At 66.1% G+C, this 17,668-nt stretch carries 10 protein-coding genes; 7 read left to right on the top strand and 3 right to left on the bottom strand.

What is annotated here, in order from left to right; genetic code table 11:
• Nucleotides 1-11 precede the first annotated feature (11 nt).
• The 3 genes from GDIA_RS09180 (at nucleotide 12) to GDIA_RS09170 (ending at nucleotide 4,514) form a co-directional block, all read left to right on the top strand.
• Complete coding sequence (locus GDIA_RS09180; protein ID WP_012225044.1) at nucleotides 12-752, top strand: phosphorylase family protein; 741 nt, start codon at nucleotides 12-14, stop codon at nucleotides 750-752.
• A 133-nt stretch (nucleotides 753-885) separates the two neighbouring features.
• Nucleotides 886-2,085 (top strand): acetate/propionate family kinase, encoded by a 1,200-nt coding sequence (locus tag GDIA_RS09175; RefSeq protein WP_012553994.1) that lies wholly within the window; start codon nucleotides 886-888, stop codon nucleotides 2,083-2,085.
• Between the two features lie 38 nt (nucleotides 2,086-2,123).
• Nucleotides 2,124-4,514, top strand: coding sequence for a phosphoketolase family protein (locus GDIA_RS09170; RefSeq protein ID WP_012553993.1), 2,391 nt, complete (start codon nucleotides 2,124-2,126; stop codon nucleotides 4,512-4,514).
• Between the two features lie 547 nt (nucleotides 4,515-5,061).
• Here the strand turns inward: GDIA_RS09170 and GDIA_RS09165 are convergent.
• Entirely contained in the window at nucleotides 5,062-6,522 is a 1,461-nt protein-coding gene (locus tag GDIA_RS09165) for a carbohydrate porin (RefSeq protein WP_012553992.1), read from the bottom strand.
• A gap of 423 nt (nucleotides 6,523-6,945) precedes the next feature.
• Here GDIA_RS09165 and GDIA_RS09160 point away from each other — a divergent pair, with 423 nt between their 5' ends.
• Genes GDIA_RS09160 through GDIA_RS09150 form a run of 3 tightly spaced genes read left to right on the top strand, consistent with a single transcriptional unit; the run spans nucleotide 6,946 to nucleotide 11,054 of the window.
• Nucleotides 6,946-8,406 (top strand): MFS transporter, encoded by a 1,461-nt coding sequence (locus GDIA_RS09160; RefSeq protein WP_259650205.1) that lies wholly within the window; start codon nucleotides 6,946-6,948, stop codon nucleotides 8,404-8,406.
• A 51-nt stretch (nucleotides 8,407-8,457) separates the two neighbouring features.
• Nucleotides 8,458-9,609: an HlyD family secretion protein gene (locus GDIA_RS09155; RefSeq protein ID WP_012553990.1), complete on the top strand. Its 1,152-nt coding sequence runs from the start codon at nucleotides 8,458-8,460 to the stop codon at nucleotides 9,607-9,609.
• On the top strand, nucleotides 9,606-11,054 hold the full coding sequence (locus tag GDIA_RS09150) for an efflux transporter outer membrane subunit (RefSeq protein WP_012553989.1): 1,449 nt from the start codon (nucleotides 9,606-9,608) through the stop codon (nucleotides 11,052-11,054). The genes GDIA_RS09155 and GDIA_RS09150 overlap by 4 nt, the downstream gene beginning before the upstream one ends.
• Before the next feature lie 9 nt (nucleotides 11,055-11,063).
• Here GDIA_RS09150 and GDIA_RS09145 read toward each other — a convergent pair whose 3' ends face one another.
• A complete protein-coding gene (locus tag GDIA_RS09145; RefSeq protein ID WP_012553988.1) occupies nucleotides 11,064-12,743 on the bottom strand; it encodes a M28 family metallopeptidase in 1,680 nt (559 codons plus the stop codon).
• A gap of 87 nt (nucleotides 12,744-12,830) precedes the next feature.
• Nucleotides 12,831-14,591 (bottom strand): glycosyltransferase family 2 protein, encoded by a 1,761-nt coding sequence (locus GDIA_RS09140; protein WP_157871011.1) that lies wholly within the window; start codon nucleotides 14,589-14,591, stop codon nucleotides 12,831-12,833.
• A gap of 236 nt (nucleotides 14,592-14,827) precedes the next feature.
• Between GDIA_RS09140 and GDIA_RS09135 the strand changes: the two genes are divergently transcribed.
• Nucleotides 14,828-17,665, top strand: a complete 2,838-nt coding sequence (locus tag GDIA_RS09135) for a glycosyltransferase family 2 protein (RefSeq protein ID WP_157864178.1) — start codon at nucleotides 14,828-14,830, stop codon at nucleotides 17,663-17,665.
• Nucleotides 17,666-17,668 lie beyond the last annotated feature (3 nt).

Here is a 17,668-nt window from a genome sequence, read left to right as displayed (position 1 = left end):
AGGACAGGCGGATGGCACCCGACGGTTCGGCACCCGCGCAGGCGCGCCTCTCCCCCTCCGGCGCGCCCCTGGCGGGCACGCTGGGCGTCGTGGTCGGGATGGAGGCCGAGGCCGCGCTGATCCGCGCGGCGGCCCCGCAGGCGCACGTCGGCATCAGCGGTGCCACGGCGCCGGGCGCGCGTGCCGCCGTGGCCGACCTGCTGCGCCAGGGGGTGGGCGCGCTGCTGTCCTTCGGGCTGGCGGCGGGGCTGGACCCCGCCCTGCGCCCCGGGGCGGTGCTGGTGCCGGGCCATGTCCTGCTGCCCGACGGGCAGCGGCTGGCCGCCGATCCCGCATTGCTGGACTGGCTGGGCCATGGCCGGCCGGATGTCGTCCCCGCCGACCTGCTGCACAGCGATGACGTGATTGTGACGGCGGGGCGCAAGGGGGCGTGTTTCCGCCGTACCGGCTGTGCCGGGCTGGACATGGAAAGCGGTTTCGTGGCCGACGGCGCGGCGCGGGCCGGGGTGCCGTTCGCGGTCCTGCGCGTGGTCTGCGATCCGGCGGAACGCAGCCTGCCACCCGCGGCGGTGCTGGCCCTGGGGCCGGATGGCGGAATCGGAATGGGCCGCATCCTGGCCAGTGTCCTGCGCCGCCCGACGCAGATTCCGGCCCTGATCGCGCTGGGCCGCGATGCGGCGCGCGCGCGCGCGAAAGCGACCGAAATCCTGCGGGACCGGTTCGCGGCGGGTCTCGACCCCCGGCCCCGATAACCGTAAAGAACTGGTGGCCAAGGCCCCGGCCTTACAGTCTGCTCATCCGGCATTGACACGCGTCAATGCCGTCCCGCGTCCCAGGCGGTAACAGGATAAACGAGTACCGCGGATCAACAGGGGAGGTTCTTCCATGGCGACGGCGATTCTCGCGCTCAATGCCGGCTCCTCCAGCATCAAGTTCGCCCTGTTCCACCAGCAGGATGCATCCGGCGCGCAGCGCATCGCGCATGGCGAGCTGGAAGGCATCACCACCCATCCGCATTTTTGCGCCACCGCCGCCGACGGTACGGTGCTGGTCGACCGGACATGGCCCAGGCCCGACACAGGGGCCGATCCCCATCAGGGCCCGGTCGGCAGCCTGATTGACTGGGTGGCCTCGCACCTGGGGGACGTTCCGCTGGTCGGGGTAGGGCACCGGGTGGTGCATGGCGGTCCCGACTTCATCGCCCCGGTGCGGATCACGCCCGATGTCCTGGCGCGGCTGGACGCGCTGACGCCGTTCGCGCCGTTGCACCAGCCGGCCAGCCTGGGGCCGATCCGCGCCCTGACGGCCCTGCATCCCGACCTGCCGCAGGTCGCCTGCTTCGATACCGCCTTCCACCACACCATGCCCGCCACGGCCACGCGGCTGGCGCTGCCGGACGCCTATGGGCGCAAGGGGGTGCGGCGGTATGGGTTCCACGGCCTGTCCTACGAATATATCGCCTCCTGCCTGCCCGGCCTGTCGCCCCGGCTGGCGGCCGGGCGCACGCTGGTGGCGCATCTGGGCAATGGGGCCAGCCTGTGCGCGATGCAGGCGGGGCGCAGCATCGAGACCACGATGGGGTTCTCGGTACTGGACGGGCTGGTGATGGGCACGCGCTGCGGCCAGCTCGATCCCGGCGTCATCCTGTACATGCTGCGCGCGGAAAAACTGGACGTGGCGGGGATCGAGGACGTGCTGTACCGCCAGTCGGGCCTGCTGGGCCTGTCGGGCGTTTCCAGCGACATGCGCGACCTGCAGGAACGCGCGGCCGGGAATGACGGCGCCCGCCAGGCGCTGGAGATGTTCACATACCGCCTGGTCCAGCAGGCGGGTTCGATGGTCGCGGTGCTGGGTGGACTGGACGGACTGGTCTTTACCGCCGGCATCGGCGAGCATGACGCCCCGATCCGGGCGGCGGCGTGCGCGCGCCTGTCCTGGCTGGGGCTCCGCCTGGACGCTGCCGCCAACGCGGCCCACGCCCCGGTGATCAGCACGCCGGACAGCGCGGTGGAGGTCCGCGTCATTCCCACGGACGAGGAAAGCATGATCCGCCGCCACGTCGCGGATTGCCTGGCGGGGGAATGACGTCCGCCCCCCGCATGTCAGTTTCGGAAGGAACGAAGATGAACGAGATGTCCCCCCTGTCCACCGCGCCCCTGACGGCCACGCCGCTGTCGGCGGCGGAACTCGGCCTGTTCAACCGGTGGTGGCATGCGGCGAACTATCTGTCGGTGGGCCAGATCTACCTGCTGGCCAACCCGCTGCTGCGTGAACCGCTGAAGCTGGAACATACCAAGCCGCGCCTGCTGGGCCACTGGGGCACGACCCCGGGGCTGAACTTCCTCTACCTGCACCTCAACCGCATCATCCGCGCGCGGGACGCCAACATCCTCTTCATCGCCGGTCCCGGGCATGGCGCGCCGGGCGTCGTGGCCAATACGTACCTCGAAGGCACGTACAGCGAATATTTCCCCGAGGTGTCGCAGGACGAAAACGGGCTGGGCCGACTGCTGAAGCAGTTTTCCTTCCCCGGCGGCATTCCCAGCCACGCGGCGGCGACGACCCCGGGCTCGATTCATGAGGGTGGCGAGCTGGGCTACTCGCTCTCGCACGCCTATGGCGCGGTGTTCGACAATCCCGACCTGATCGTGGCCTGCGTCATCGGCGATGGCGAGGCCGAGACCGGTCCGCTGGCCACGTCGTGGCACAGCAACAAGTTCCTCGACCCGCAGACCGACGGCGCCGTGCTGCCGATCCTGCACCTGAACGGCTACAAGATCGCGAACCCCACCATCCTGGCCCGCATTCCGCAGCCCGAACTGGAAGCGCTGCTGCGGGGCTACGGGTACGATCCGATCTTCGTCGAAGGCCACGACCCCGACCCAATGCACCAGAAGATGGCGACGGCCATGGACCTGGCCTTCGACCGGATCGCCGCGATCCAGAAGGCGGCGCGCGAGGGCGGGCAGACCGAACGCCCCACCTGGCCGATGATCGTCATGCGCAGCCCCAAGGGCTGGACCGGGCCGAAGGAAATCGACGGCCTGCGGACCGAAGGCTACTGGCGGTCGCATCAGGTGCCGTTCTCGGACCTGACCAAGCCCGGGCACCTGCAGGCGCTGGAAACCTGGCTGCGCAGCTACAAGCCCGAGGACCTGTTCGACGAATCCGGCCGCCTGTTCGCCGACATCGCGGCCCTGGCCCCGTCCGGCGCACGGCGCATGAGCGACAACCCCCATGCCAATGGCGGACAGTTGCGCCACCCGCTGAAACTGCCGGACATCGCGAACTACGCCGTGCCGGTCACCACGCCGGGCAGCGTGACGGGCGAGGGCACGCGCGTGCTGGGCACGTGGCTGCGCGACGTGATGAAGGAAAACCTGCCCTCGCGCAATTTCCGTGTCCTGGCCCCGGACGAAAACAATTCCAACCGCCTGAACGCGGTGCTGGACGTCACCAACCGCGCGTGGAACGCGGAAACGGTGGATTATGACGACCACTTGGCGCGCGACGGCCATGTGATGGAAATCCTCAGCGAGCACACCTGCCAGGGCTGGCTGGAAGGCTACCTGCTGACCGGCCGCCATGGCTTCATGTCGTGCTACGAGGCGTTCATCCACATTGTCGATTCGATGGTGAATCAGCATGCGAAATGGCTGAAGACCTCGGCCGAAGTGCCGTGGCGGCGGTCGATTTCCTCGCTGAACTACCTGCTGACGTCGCATGTCTGGCGCCAGGACCATAACGGCTTCAGCCACCAGGACCCCGGCTTCATCGATCATGTGATCAACAAGAAGGCCGATATCGTCCGCGTGTACCTGCCGCCCGATGCCAACACCCTGCTCTGCACCGCCGCGCACTGCCTGCATAGCTGGGACCGCATCAACGTCATCGTGGCCGGCAAGCAGCCGGAACCGCAATGGCTGAGCATGGAAGACGCCATCCGCCATTGCAGCGCCGGCATCGGTATCTGGGAATGGGCCAGCAACGACAAGGGCAGCGAACCAGACGTGGTGATGGCCTGCGCCGGCGACGTACCCACCATCGAAACGCTGGCGGCGGTCAAGCTGTTGCGTGAGCACGCGCCGGACCTGAAGATCCGCGTCATCAACGTTGTGGACCTGATGACGCTGGAATCGGCCAGCCAGCACCCGCACGGCCTGACGGATTCCGCCTTCGACGCGCTGTTCACGCTGGACAAGCCGGTCATCTTCGCCTTCCATGGCTATCCGCAGCTGATCCACAAGCTGATCTACCGCCGCGCCAACGCCCGGAACTTCCACGTCCACGGCTTCCGCGAGGAAGGATCGACCACCACCCCGTTCGACATGGTGGTGCGCAACCACCTCGACCGGTTCCACATCGTCTCGAACGTCATCGACCGCGTGCCCGGCCTGGCCACCCGCGCCGCCTACGCCAAACAGGCCATCCGCGACAAGCTGGTGGACCACACCCGCTACATCGCCGAATACGGACGCGACATGCCGGAAATCGAAGACTGGCGCTGGTCGTAAGACCACGCCGGCCCCGGACGAAGAATGGTGCGTGACGGGTCCATCCCGTCACGCATTTTTTTTATCCTGCCGACCAATCAGTGGAAATACTGATGCCTGCGGGAAGAAGAGCCGGGCTCTGCCCGGGCCCGCAAGGGGTCGCGGACCCCTTAACCCCGATTACTTGGGAATACGTTTTTCTGAAAGCTTTTCGGATTGGCGCTTATACCCGTCATTGAGATGGGGTGATCGGAGTCCGGAAGTGGACATCGATTCGGGCGGGACGTAGGTTCGAAAGGGGGGAATACCTGACATGAGGGCGTCAGCGGTAATAGGTGATACCCTGGCTGATGGCCGCTTTTCGTATATTCGACCCATAATACGTCGGCTTGTTTCCCGCCGCTTACTTCGCAATGGGAACGCGCTTACTGTGGACGTTCGGCAGGCTCCATGCGTTGCTTTTTAACGTATCGGAGGTCGGCACGGGAAAGCCGGACCTCCAGTCGGGCGGTGACGCTTTTGATTGCCCTCCGGAGGGATGGGACGGTGATCGGGAACGGGCGCGGTTTCAGAAGTTGGTCGTGAACTGGCCGCCCACGACTGCCGCGCCGCCGAAGGTGGTGGTGGCGCCGGGGTGCTGGAGGTACTGGAAGTCGAACTGGAGCGCGGTCGCGCGTAGCAGGTGGACGCTGTAGAAGGCTTCGTAGACCCGTTCCCAGTTCTGCACGCCGTAGACCGTGCCCCATTGATTCGAGAGGAAGGGCACGCCGAGGGCGGCGGAGGATTGCTGTTGCAGGCGCAGCGTGTGGCTCATGTCGATGTTCTGGAACATGATGCCGGCCTGGTCCATCGGGCGGTTCCAGGGCGTGCCGCTTTCCAGCAGGCCGATCCATTCATGGTCGCGCATGGCGACGATATTGCCCTGCGCGTAGCCGAGGCCGCCGATCGCGATCAGGCCGTTGGCCACCCCCTTGCCGTTGCGCACCAGCATCTGGTCGAACATCAGCCATGACGACCATTGGCCGGATTCGTACCGCCGCGGCAGTCCGGTGGCCTGGAACGAATTTCCGTTGATGTCCTCATACAGGTTCGGATACCGGGAATTGTCGTAATAGGCGCCGATCTTGTAATGGCCCAGCAGATCGTCCTGACCGAACGAGGGAGCCCAGCCGAGTTCCACCTGCGTGGATACCCCGCTCATTTTCTGTCCCCAGGACCAGCCCGATATGCCGCCGTTATAGCCGGCCTGCGTCACGCCGAAGGCGCCGGCCATGATATAGGTCCGCTCCGTCGGCCGGAAACGCACGATGCCGCCCAGGTTGCCCGACGGCCAGTCGCGCCCGCCGGGCACATATTTGCCCGGTGCGAAATTTCCGCAGATCGCAACATTCATGAACGAACAGGCCAGATAGTCGAAATTGAAGAAGCTGCCGGTCGGCATCCACCCGAACGAGAGAATGATCCTGTCATGAAGGAACGATTTGTCGGCGTAGAGGGAGACAAGGTGCGCGACCACGTTGCCGCGCGCGCCATAGATCTGTTCCGGATTGGCGACGTAATCACCCAGCGTGTGGCTGAAATTGTTGCCATGCCCGTTGACGACCAGCATGTGGGTCCAGAAATCGGGGATGCCTGCCAGCTTCCGCCAGTCGATATCCACTTCGCCCGCGACCTGTCCGGCCAGGACGTGGTCGCGCGTCCGGCCGCCGGTTATGTTGCCCATGAATTCCTCGTTCACCCCGACATTGACGAAGATGCCGCGCTTCATCAGCCAGGGCTGTATGCCGCCCCAGTCCCCCAACAGATGCGGGTTGCCATAGAGCGACGTGACCAGTGGACCGATCGGGATCTGTCCCGCGCCGCCCAGGGGAAAACTCACCGCTTCATCGGTAGGGGTAAAGGCGCTCTTGGATGTCTCCGACTGGGCGAGCGCGGATGGCAGGCCGGTCCCCCAGAAAGCGATGGCGGTCAGGACGGCAAGGACATACGCGCGGCAGCGAGGCGAAAGAGGTAACGTAATGACAGGCATAGTCCGAAAATGGTTCCTTTATTATTGTTTGTTGTTAGTTCTTATGAAAACGAGGAAGATAGATAGAAATAATAAAAATACATATCGGCGGAACGATGGCAATTTGTGTACGATTTTGCGGGAAATCGTGCCGCGTGGTCCGGATATTCGAGGTTGGACGCGGACGAACTGTGATCCAGAATGGAATTAACGGCAAAAGCCCATTTTATATTCATGAGATGCATCTAAAATTTTTGTTATGCCGCACGTGACGCATCTGAGGTTGAAGCGGAGCCTCCCGATCTTTCATAGTCGGCGCATGATGTCTCTTGCCCCCTCAGGCGCGCCTCGGTGACCAGTGGGCAGCGTTCCCTGTTCGGGCTGGCGGGCATCATCGCCCTTGCGTTTGCCACCGAAATGAACGAGCAGGTTTCGGCATAGGCGCTGCCGGATATCGCGGGGGCCCTGGGCCTTAGCCGCGACCCGCAGCGCTGGTTTTCCTGCCTGTATATCACGGCCGAGATCGTGGGGATGTCGGTTTCCCCCTGGCTGGCCGTCACCCTGACGTTGCGCCGTTTTTCCCTGGCGGTCCCCTGGCTGGCCGTGCTGTCCTCCAGCCTGATTCCGCTGACCGGCAATCTGACGCTCCTTTACATCCTGCGGATCTTCCAGGGGCTGTCCGGTGGGTTTACCGTTCCGCTGCTGATGACGACGGCCCTGCGGGTGCTGCCGCCGCCCATCCGGCTTTACGGCCTGGCGGCCTATGCCCTGACCGCCACCTTTTTTCCCAGCCTGAGCACGGCCTTTGCGGGCCTGTGGACCGATCTGGTCGATTGGCGCTTCGTGTTCTGGCAGTCCATTCCGCTCTGCACGATCGCCTTCGTCCTGCTCTGGTATGGAATGCCCGTCGAACAACCCCGGCACGAGCGCTTCTGGCGTTTCGACTGGCAGGGGTTCCTGCTTGTCCTGATCGGAATGGGCGCGTTTTCGACCATGCTGCAAATGGGCGACTGGATGGACTGGTTCAACAGTCCGGCCATCTGCGTCATGGCGTTGCTCAGTGGGGTCTGCATTCCGCTTTTCGTGCTGAACGAATGGTTCCATCCGTTGCCCCTGTTCAAGTTCCAGCTTCTGGAACGGCGGAATTTCGCCTACGGCGCCAGCACCCTGCTGACATTCATGATCATCTCGCTGTCATCTTCCGCCCTGCCGGCAGATTTCCTGCGTGAAGCCGCCGGATACAGGCCGGAGCAGACCTATCCCATCACCCTGGAAATCGCGGCGATCCAGATCGTCATGCTGCCGCTGATGGCGGTGCTGCTGAACCGGAAAGGGGTGGATTCCCGTATCGTCAGCCTTATCGGCATGGCCTGCATCCTGACGGCCTGCATCGGGGACTTCTTCGTGACGTCCAACTGGAACCGGGACCAGTTCTATCTGTGGCAGGCGTTTCAGGGCGTCGGCAACGCCATGATCGTCATGCCGTTGCTGATGATGTCCACCAATGCCCTTGTCCCCGAGGAAGGGCCCTTTGCCTCCGCCATGGTCAACACGCCCCGCGCCGTGGCCGAGGCCGTGGGGATCTGGCTGATCCAGCTTGTCCATCGCGAGCGCGGCGCGCTGCATTCCGACCGTATCACCGACCGGCTCGGCCAGGATCGGTTCCAGCTTGTCCAGGGCATGAATCCGGTGCTCCAGCGACCCGCCGCGCTGACGCCGGACGGGCTGCCGGCCTTTCCCGGCAGCATGACCGCCCTGCACGCGCAGGTCACGCGACAGACCGCGACCCTGACCTACAGCGACGACTGGCTCATCATTGCCGGGATCGTGGTGTGCCTGATGGTGTGGGTTTGTGTCCTTCCGGTCCGAACCTATCCCCCCCGTATCGTGTTCCAGTCGAAATAGTCCGCGGACGCCCGCCTGTCCCCGTCGGAAGCAGAAAGGAAACATCGCCGCATGGCGGATGAAGACCGGAACGGAAACCGTGGTCACACGGACAGCAAGCAGAAGCATGGCAGTCCCGTCATGCGCGGGCTCTTCATTGGCGGAGGTGCGGTCGTCGTCGTTTTCATCGCTGTCGTCCTCGCCATTATTTTCGTGCCCACACGCCGCGTCTGGACCGATGACGCCTACGTCACCGCCCATTACACCGTCGTGGCCCCCCGCGTGTCCGGGCAGGTCGTCGCGGTGAATGTGACGGACAACCAGTCTGTCAAGGCGGGCCAGGTCCTGGTGGAACTGGATCCGCGCGATTACCGGACCGCGCTGGACCAGGCCCGGGCCACCCTTGAACGGGACCGCTCGCTGGTGCAGGACGCCGCCAGTGCCGTGACGCGCCAGCCGTCGATCATCGACGAAAGCGTCGGAGCCGCCGCCCGTGTCCGGGCCCAGCTTATCTTTGCCCGCCAGAACGCCCAGCGTTACGCCAACCTGGCGAAAACCGGCGCCGGTTCGACGCAGGAAAACCAGCAATCCACCGCAACGCTGCGGGACATGGAGGCGAACCTCCAGTCGCTCGAGGCCCGCGTCGCCGCCGCCCGGGCGCAGCTTCCCATCCTGCAGGCCCGCCACAAGGCCGCGCAGGCGACGGTGGACCTCGATAATGCCAGGGTCCGCCAGGCCGAACTCAACCTGTCCTACACCCGTATCCGCGCCCTGGAAGACGGCATGATCGGCGAGCGCAGCGTCCAGACCGGCAACTACGTGTCCCCCGGCGCGGCGCTGATGGCGCTTGTCCCGCTCGACCAGATCTGGATTCGCGCCAACTACCGTGAACTGGCCCTGCGCCATATGCGCCCCGGGCAGCCCGTCCGGATCCACGTCGATGCCTATGACGTCACCCTGAACGGGATCGTGGACAGCATTCCCCCGGCCTCCGGCGCGGTTTTCGCCCCCATCGCGCCGGAAAACGCCACCGGCAACTTCACCAAGATCGTCCAGCGCCTGCCGGTCAAAATCATCCTCGCCCCGAACCAGCCCCTGGCGAAGCTGCTTCGTCTCGGCTTCTCGGTCGAAACGACGGTCGATACCGGCTTTGCCGATGTCGTGGGCGCGCAGGGGCACGATGCCGCCGCGACCGTCACCGGCCGCGAGGGTGCCGGCCCATGAAACGGGCCGTCCCGCGTGTCGCCGCGTTCGCCCTGCCGCTGGCCATCGCCCTGGCAAGCTGTACCGTCGGCCCGGCCTTCCACCGCCCCCGGATCGACGCCCCGCCGGCCTGGGGCGCCGAACCGAAGGCCGGAAGCCAGACCTATGCCGGCGCCATCGACACCCGGTGGTGGCGCAGCTTCGACGACGCGGAACTGACCGGCCTGGTGGACCGGCTCGGCCGGCAGAACCTCGACCTCCAGATCGCGGCCCAGCGAATCCGTGAAGCGCGCGCGCAGATGAAGGCCGTCGCCGCCGCCGGGCTGCCGCAGGCCAACTGGTCGGGTTCCTACGCCTATCGCCAGCTCAGCACGCACGGCATTTTCTCGCTGGCCGAACCAAGCCCCGGCGCCAGCCTGAACTTCAACCTGTACAGCAATGTCCTCAGCACCAGCTGGGACCTGGACCTGTTCGGCGCCATTCGCCGCGGGGTCGAGGCCCAGCGTGCTGATCAGGCCGCCGCCCTTGCCGCCCGCCGTGCGGCCGCCCTGGCCGCCGTCAGCGACCTTGCCGCCAGCTACATGCAGCTTCGCGGCGTGCAGGCGCCGCAGGTCATCCTGCAGTCCAACATCGCTCTCGCCCGGACCAATCTGCAACTGGTGCGGGACCGCTTCGCCAACGGGGTCGCGGCGAACCTCGATGTCTCGCAGGCGGCTGCCCAGCTTGCCAGCATGGAATCCGGCCTGCCCGAACTGGAAAATGCCGAGGCCGCCCTGATCAACGCCATCGGCCTGCTTCTGTCCGAGCCACCCCGCGCGCTGGAAGGCGAGCTGAAAAACCGGGCCCCCCAGCCACGCCTTCCCGTCAGTGTTCCCGTCGGCCTGCCTCTGGACCTGACGCGTCGCCGGCCGGATGTTCTGGAAGCCGAGGCACGCCTTCATGCCGCCACGGCGGAAGTGGGCGCCGCCATCGCCGCCTTCTATCCGGACATCACGCTTGCCGGAAACATGGGCACGGAATCCTTCGCGGCCTCGGATTTCTTTTCTCTTCCCGCCAAGCAGTTCAGTGTCGGCCCCACCCTGAACGTTCCGGTCTTCCAGGGCGGGCGGCTGATCGCCAGGCTGGCGTTCCGCAAGGCGGCCCAGCAGGAAGCCGTCCTGACCTGGCGCAATACCGTCCTGAACGCCTGGCGTGAGGCCGATGATGCCCTGACCGCCTATGCCAAGTCCCAATCCACCCATGCCCTGACCGAGCAGGCCCTGCTGCAGGACCGCGCCGCCTACACCGCCGCACGGCAACGCTACGGCGAGGGGGCGACGGATTACCTGAACGTCGTCGCGACGCAGGCCGCCCTGCTGTCCACCCAGTCCGCCCTTGCCGACAGCCAGACACGCTCGGAAACCACGCTCGTGGCCCTGTATCGTGCGCTTGGCGGGGGATGGGAGTATGCCGAGCCGGGGCGATAAACCTTTATTCTACGGCTCGCCCCGCTCGGCCGCGCTCGCCGCGCGAATGCCGGCGAATTCCGATCCGGGTTTCCACTGGGGCCAGGTGTGCGAGAACGCGACGGTCCGGCCGACCTGATAGACCAGGGCGGCATCTTCCGCCGCGCCGCGCAGGTCCCAGTGCGGGTCCCAGGTGTCGCAGGGCTGGTGATAACAGGCGGCGTAGGCCTTCAGCCATGCCGCGCCGGCCGGGATGCCGCCGGACAGCAGGTCGTAGGGGCCGGCCATGCCCATGATGGCCACGACGGGCACGCCGGCATGGGCGAAGGGCAGGTGGTCGGCGCGGTAGAAGGCACCGCGTTCGGGCCTGGCCTCGGGCTGCGTGACGCGTCCCTGCGCGCGGGCGGCTTCCGTCAGGTCGTCCTGCAGCGTGTCCTGTCCCGCGCCGATGATGAAGGCATTATGGGCCGGGCCGGCGGTCTGCAGGACGTCGATGGTGAAGTTCGCCGCTGTCCTGGCCAGTGGTGCCAGCGGGTGGGCGGCATACCACGTCGAACCCAGCAGCCCGCGTTCCTCGGCGGTCCAGGCGGCGAACAGGACCGTCCGGTCCGGCCGATGCCCGGCCTTGAACGCGCGGGCAATTTCCAGGATCGCGGCAATTCCCGATCCGTCATCCACGGCGCCGTGCCGGATCACCTGCCGGCCCTGTGCGTCCGTGCCGACGCCGAATGCGTCCCAGTGGGCCCCGTACATGACCGTCTCGTCGGGATGGCGGGCGCCGGTCAGCTTGCCGATCACGTTGCGGCTCTGCAATGTCGCGGTTTCGACCGGCAGGTCTGCCGTCAGGGTCGTACCGGGCAGCGTGACCGGATGGAAATCCGGGTCGCGCGCCTTCACGCGCAGCGCCGCAAGGTCCAGCCCCGCGCGGGCGAACAGGCGGTGCGCGGCGTCGCCCTCCAGCCAGCCTTGCAGCGGCACCGGCTTGTTCGCATCGCCCTGCCGCACGATGTCGAAGGCCTCGCCGCCCGGCGCGATGACCGTGGTCCATGGATAGGACGCGCCCGGCGTGTCATGCACGATCAGGGCGGCGATGGCGCCGCGTCGGGCCGCTTCCTCGTATTTGTAGGTCCAGCGGCCGTAATAGGTCATCGTCCGGCCGCCGAACCGTCCGGCCACCGCCTCGCCCGGTCTGGCGTCGAAATCCGGATCGTTGATGAGGAAGACGGCAACTTTTCCCTTCAGGTCCACGCCCTTGTAATCGTCCCAATGGCGTTCGGGCGCGTTCACGCCGTACCCCACGAAGACCATCGGCGCCGCGTCCACCCTGATGCGTGTGACCGGCGACAGGGTGGTCAGGTAGATGTCCTTCTTCAGCTCCAGCGCCATCGGCGCCCCGTTGATGGTGGCGTCCAGCCGGGCCGGGGTGCCGATCCGGGTCCGCAGCAGCGGTACGCTCTGCGTCCAGCCGCCATTCTCGCCACCGGGTTCCAGCCCGATGTCGCGATACTGGGCGATCAGCCAGTCCACGGTCTTCGCCTCACCGGCCGTGGCGGGCGCGCGCCCGGCGAACGCGTCGGACGCCAGCGTGCGGATGGTGGCCGACATGCGGCCGGGGTCGATCGGCGCCCACGGGGACGCGGCATGCGCGGGGGACGCCGCCGCCAGAAGCATGGCGGATACAAGGGCGGCGCGCGGACGATGGGGGGGCATGGAACGCATTTCCGATCAGGCTGCGGGGCAGGATACCGGGCAGACTATCCGCATTGACGCGGGCGGCAAGCCTGGCCGCCACCCGTTTCAGGCGGCGCCGAACAGGTCGGCCAGCCGGCGCTGGGGGGTGTCGGGCGCAAGGTCCGCCGCACCGTGGCGCATCCGTGCGCGAAGCTGCTCGCTCAGCGCCGCGTAGCGCAGCCGGACGTCGCGCATCGCCGCGCCGACCCCGGGGGCCGCATGAAGACGGTCGAGCTCGCGGTCCATGTCGGGCATCCAGGCCTGGATGCGGGTATCGTGCACCATGGTGTCCGACCCGTGCTGCTTGAGGAACATGGTGGCGAATTCGGGATCGATTCGCTCCGGGTCCATGTCCTGTCGCATCTGGTGGTCGCCCCGGTTGCGCGAGAATTTCCAGACGAATTCCTCGGCCGATTTCAAAAAGTAATGATTGATCCAGGCCAGGTCGGTCTCCGGGGCTTCGGAAAACGACGCGCCGTCGGGGCTGCGATGCAGGCCGCCCGACGCGGTGCGCGTCACGACATGGTCGCGCGGGTCGAAGGCGGGATGGTGGGGGTGGGCGTGGATCGGCAGGTGGCTGCGGACCATCGTCTTGATATGCGGGTCCTGCCAGGGCAACCGGTGTACGATCCGCTGGATCAGCTTCTCGTCGGTGCGGAACACGGCGCCGCTGGAACCGAAGACCAGCCAGTTCAGGGCGATGGCATCGACCGGGCGGGCATCCTGCCAGGCGACGAAATCGCCGATGGAGGCGAAGCGCCGCGTGTCGAAGGCGAAGAATTCGTCCAGGTCGATCACCAGCGTCCAGCGATTGTCCAGGACCTGCGGCAGCATGCCGAATGCGTGGCCATAGGCCTTGGGCTGCGCGGCATGGCCCTGGCCGAGTTCGCTGCGAATCCAGCCGATCAGCCCGGCTTCGGACAGGGCGGCCAGCAGCGCGTCGGACCCGTCGTCGTTGTTGTTGCTGTAGATGAAGATATCGCCCACGCCGATGGCGCGGTGATAGGCGATCCATTCCAGCAGGTACAGCCCCTCGTTCCGCGCCGTGGCCACGATGGCGACGTCCCGCCGGGGCCGGACGATCCGCCGGGCAGCAGCCCCGCACAGATGCGCGAACGAGGTGCAGGTCCCGTCCAGCCCTGCGGTGGCCAGGGAATCATAGGCGGCGGGAATGTCGGTCCGCGTCAACTTCGGCCGGGCCTCCAGCCATGCCGCCAGGTCGGGCAGGGCGTGGCAGGCGAACAGGTCCGTGGGAAAGAACCGCTGCATCGTCCGCCGCAGGGCCGGGTCGTCCAGGATGCGCCGTGCCATCCAGTCGATTTCCGCGCGGGGCAGGAAGCGCGCGACGACATCGAACGCCATGACCCTGTCGGTCCCGATTCCGGCCCGCAGGACCTCCAGCCACGTCGCCCCGTCGGGCGGCAGGGCCGCGTAGTGCTGCACGGCTTCCAGGATCGGCAGCAGGGCCGGCATGTCGGGCAGCAGACTCAGTTCCTCCAGCCGGAACGCATAGGGCTCCGCGCCCTCGTCGCGGCTGAAGCACGGCACGGCCACCTCGCCGTCCGCCGCGTCGTCGAGGAACAGGGACAGGCCGCTGAACGGGTGGTACAGCACGATCGATCCCGCCTCCGCGCCGTCCTGGTAGCGCACGGGCAGCAGCGGATGCGGCGTGGTATCGCCGGCCACGAACAGGGGCGGGAACGTGCCGGTCGCGGAAACCAGGACGCCGATGCGCGCGGCGCAGTGCGGCAGATAGAGCAGCACCGCCCCACGGTCGGACGACGCGCGGCCGGCGACGATCTGCCCGGTCGTCGTGTCATGGCACATGATGCGGCCTGCCTGCGTCAGAATCCGGAACAACCCGACCATAAGACTGTCACGCCCCCATTTCATTGTTGTGCGCCATGGTGTGGCACAGGGGTTTACGCAAATTTAAGACCGCTCCGGAACCTGGCTGACCTGGAAAGCAAGTATTAATCAAATTCCCGTACACACCCCCTGCGATGCTGTGCGGGAGGAGTCGGTTGGAATTTTCGGTTCATGCCGAGGCCGGGATACCGGGAATGATCCTCGGACTGTCGGACGACCTGTTTCGGACCGGCGCCGAGGGGGATGTGGGCGTACTGCTCGATGGCGTGTATCGGGGGCAGGCGTCCGTCCGGCGCGAGGCCGGCCGGGTCCTTGTTGGCCTGCCGACCCATCTGCTGGCGCGCGAGGTCGATCTGCTGGATCTGCGGGACGGGCGAAGCCTTCTGAAGACGGCGTGCTTCATCCTGCCCTGTTACGAACTGACGACGGGTGCGATCACGGTATCCGGCGGCGCCATCGTGGGCGATTTCTCGGTGCGCGGACTGGACGACCATGTCCTGGTCGAATGTATCGAGAACGGCCAGGTCCTGGCGCGGGGCTTCGCTACCCGTGCCGGGGGGACGGATTACCGGTTTCATCTTCCTTTCCCCACCCTGCTGACTCCGCAGCAGCAGGTAGCCTGCCTGTTCAGGATCGCCGGCCTGTTCCTGGACGGGCCGCCCTTCCTGCTGACGATGCAGACGTTGGGCTATCTGGGTTATGTCGACCGGCCGGAACCGGGGTGCGTCACCGGCTGGGTGTGCGACATGACCATGCCGGACCGGCGGGTGGCCGTCGATCTGGTGCGCGACGGCGTGGTGCTGCAGACCGTCCTGGCGGACCGGTTCCGCGAGGATCTGCTGGCCCTCGGCATCGGGGACGGTCACGCCGGGTTTTCCTTCACGCTGCCGCATGACGGATCGTTCCGCAATCCGGCCGATGTCTCGGTCGTCGTATCCGGCGGCAGCCTGAACCTGGTCAATTCCCCCCTCATGGTCTTCGCGCCGCCGCCGTTCCGGGGCGCGTTCGACCGGCTGCACGGCATGTCCGCCCATGGCTGGGCCCTGAACATGGCGGACCCGAAAACGCCCGTGCAGGTCGAGGCCGTCTGCAACGGCCAGGTCCTGGCCACGGCCACCGCGCGGCTGTTTCGCGGCGACCTGCTGGATGCGGGTCTGAACGAAGGTTTCTGCGCCTACAAGATCGACATCGGCAAGCAGATCCTGGATCTGCTGGGGCAGGAGATCCAGGTCCGCATCGCCGGCCATCCCGACCTGGTCCTGACGGGTTCGCCGCAGGTGGCGACGCAGAACCCCAACCTGCTGCGCTACCTGAAGCCCGCGCGCGGGATGAATCCGGCCTTGCTGCCGCGCCTGCGCCGGACACTGGATCACCGCGTGGGGCCTTTGCGATTATCCATCGTCATGCCGGTGTACAATACGCCGCGCGACTGGCTGGTCCAGGCGATCGAAAGCGTCCTGGCCCAATGGTGCGGACGGTGGGAACTGATCTGCATCGACGATTGTTCGACCGCGCCGCATGTGGGCGCGGTGCTGCGCGCGTACGCGGACAGGGACCCGCGCATCCGCGTGCTGACGCCGCAGGTCAATGGCGGCATCGCGGTTGCGACCAATCTGGGCCTGCGCGCCGCGCGCGGCGATTATGTCACATTCCTGGACCATGACGATGTCCTGGAACCCGATGCGATCTACCACCTTCTGAAGACGGCGCGGGAGACGGATGCCGATTTCATCTATTCCGACGAGGCGACGACCGACGAGAACATCGACAGCATCGCGGACGTCAAGGCGCGGCCCGCCTTTTCCTATGATTACTATCTGTCGCACCCGTATTTCGTGCATATGCTCTGCGTCCGGCGTCGCCTCGCCCATGAAATCGGCGGATGGGACGAACGGATGGCGATTTCCGCCGACGTGGATTTCGTGCTGCGCGTCCTGGCCCGGGCCGCCAGCATCGCCCATGTTCCCCGAATCCTGTATCGCTGGCGGACCCATGGCGGCAGCACAGGCCATGCGAAGAAGAAAGCGGTGATGGAGGCGACATGCGCCGCCATCCAGCGGCACCTGGACCAGGCCCACCCGGGGGCGATGGTGTCCGCCGGGTTGGGGTTCAACCAGTTCCGTGTCGACTGGCCGGCGACGGAAGGGAAAATCCTGATCGTCATCCCGACGAAGAACAAGGCCGACCTGGTGCGTGTCGCCATCGACTCCATCGCGCGGACATCCGCCGGCGCGGACTACCGGATCGTCGTCGTCGATCATGATTCCACCGAGCCCGAATCGGTCGCCTATTTCAAGTCGATCCGCGATCGCTGCACGGTCATGAAATATACCGGCGAATTCAACTATTCCCGCATGAACAACCTGGCCGTCCGGAAACATGGCAGGGACGCCGATTTCATCCTGTTCCTGAACAACGATATCGAGGCGATCACCGACGGGTGGCTGGACAGGATGCGGCGGCTGGCCCATCGGCCGGAGGTCGGGATCGTCGGTGCCCTGCTGCTCTATCCGGACCGGCGCGTACAACATGCGGGCGTCATCATGGGATTCAATGGATCGGCCGATCATGCCTTCAAGTTCGAGGATGTCTATCTGAACGACGGAAACCAGAGGAGTTTCGGCTATAATTGCAGCCTGACATCGGTGCGCGATTTTTCCGCCGTCACCGCGGCCTGCATGATGATGCGCAGATCCGTCTTCGATCAGGTGGGGGGATTCGACGAAACCCTGAAGGTCGGGTTCAACGATACCGATTTCTGCCTGCGTGTTCGCGAGGCGGGGCTGAAGGTCCTGTATGACGGCTATACCGTCCTGTTCCATCATGAAAGCGCCACGCGCAGCCAGACCAGACAGGTCATGCACCCCGAGGATACCGAGCGGATGCTGCACCGGCATGGCCGGATACTGGAAGGCGGCGACCCGTTCTATAATCCCAATCTGAGCGTGACGGCACAGGATCATGTCGTGCGCGACGATAACGGATGCGGGCGGGGCCGCGTGCGCGTCACGCGCCTTTGTGCCTCGATGTAAAGC

Source organism: Gluconacetobacter diazotrophicus PA1 5, from assembly GCF_000021325.1.
Lineage (GTDB): Bacteria > Pseudomonadota > Alphaproteobacteria > Acetobacterales > Acetobacteraceae > Gluconacetobacter > Gluconacetobacter diazotrophicus.
Note: the sequence above shows the minus strand (reverse complement) of the source record. Positions and strands in the feature narration are given on the sequence as shown.

What these genes read in the sequence shown, in the direction of transcription:
- GDIA_RS09180 (WP_012225044.1), top strand. Translation starts at nt 12, where the DNA reads ATGGCACCCGACGGTTCGGCACCCGCGCAGGCGCGCCTCTCCCCCTCC.
- GDIA_RS09175 (WP_012553994.1), top strand. Translation starts at nt 886, where the DNA reads ATGGCGACGGCGATTCTCGCGCTCAATGCCGGCTCCTCCAGCATCAAG.
- GDIA_RS09170 (WP_012553993.1), top strand. Translation starts at nt 2,124, where the DNA reads ATGAACGAGATGTCCCCCCTGTCCACCGCGCCCCTGACGGCCACGCCG.
- GDIA_RS09165 (WP_012553992.1), bottom strand. Translation starts at nt 6,522, where the DNA reads ATGCCTGTCATTACGTTACCTCTTTCGCCTCGCTGCCGCGCGTATGTC.
- GDIA_RS09155 (WP_012553990.1), top strand. Translation starts at nt 8,458, where the DNA reads ATGGCGGATGAAGACCGGAACGGAAACCGTGGTCACACGGACAGCAAG.
- GDIA_RS09150 (WP_012553989.1), top strand. Translation starts at nt 9,606, where the DNA reads ATGAAACGGGCCGTCCCGCGTGTCGCCGCGTTCGCCCTGCCGCTGGCC.
- GDIA_RS09145 (WP_012553988.1), bottom strand. Translation starts at nt 12,743, where the DNA reads ATGCCCCCCCATCGTCCGCGCGCCGCCCTTGTATCCGCCATGCTTCTG.
- GDIA_RS09140 (WP_157871011.1), bottom strand. Translation starts at nt 14,591, where the DNA reads ATGTGCCATGACACGACGACCGGGCAGATCGTCGCCGGCCGCGCGTCG.
- GDIA_RS09135 (WP_157864178.1), top strand. Translation starts at nt 14,828, where the DNA reads ATGATCCTCGGACTGTCGGACGACCTGTTTCGGACCGGCGCCGAGGGG.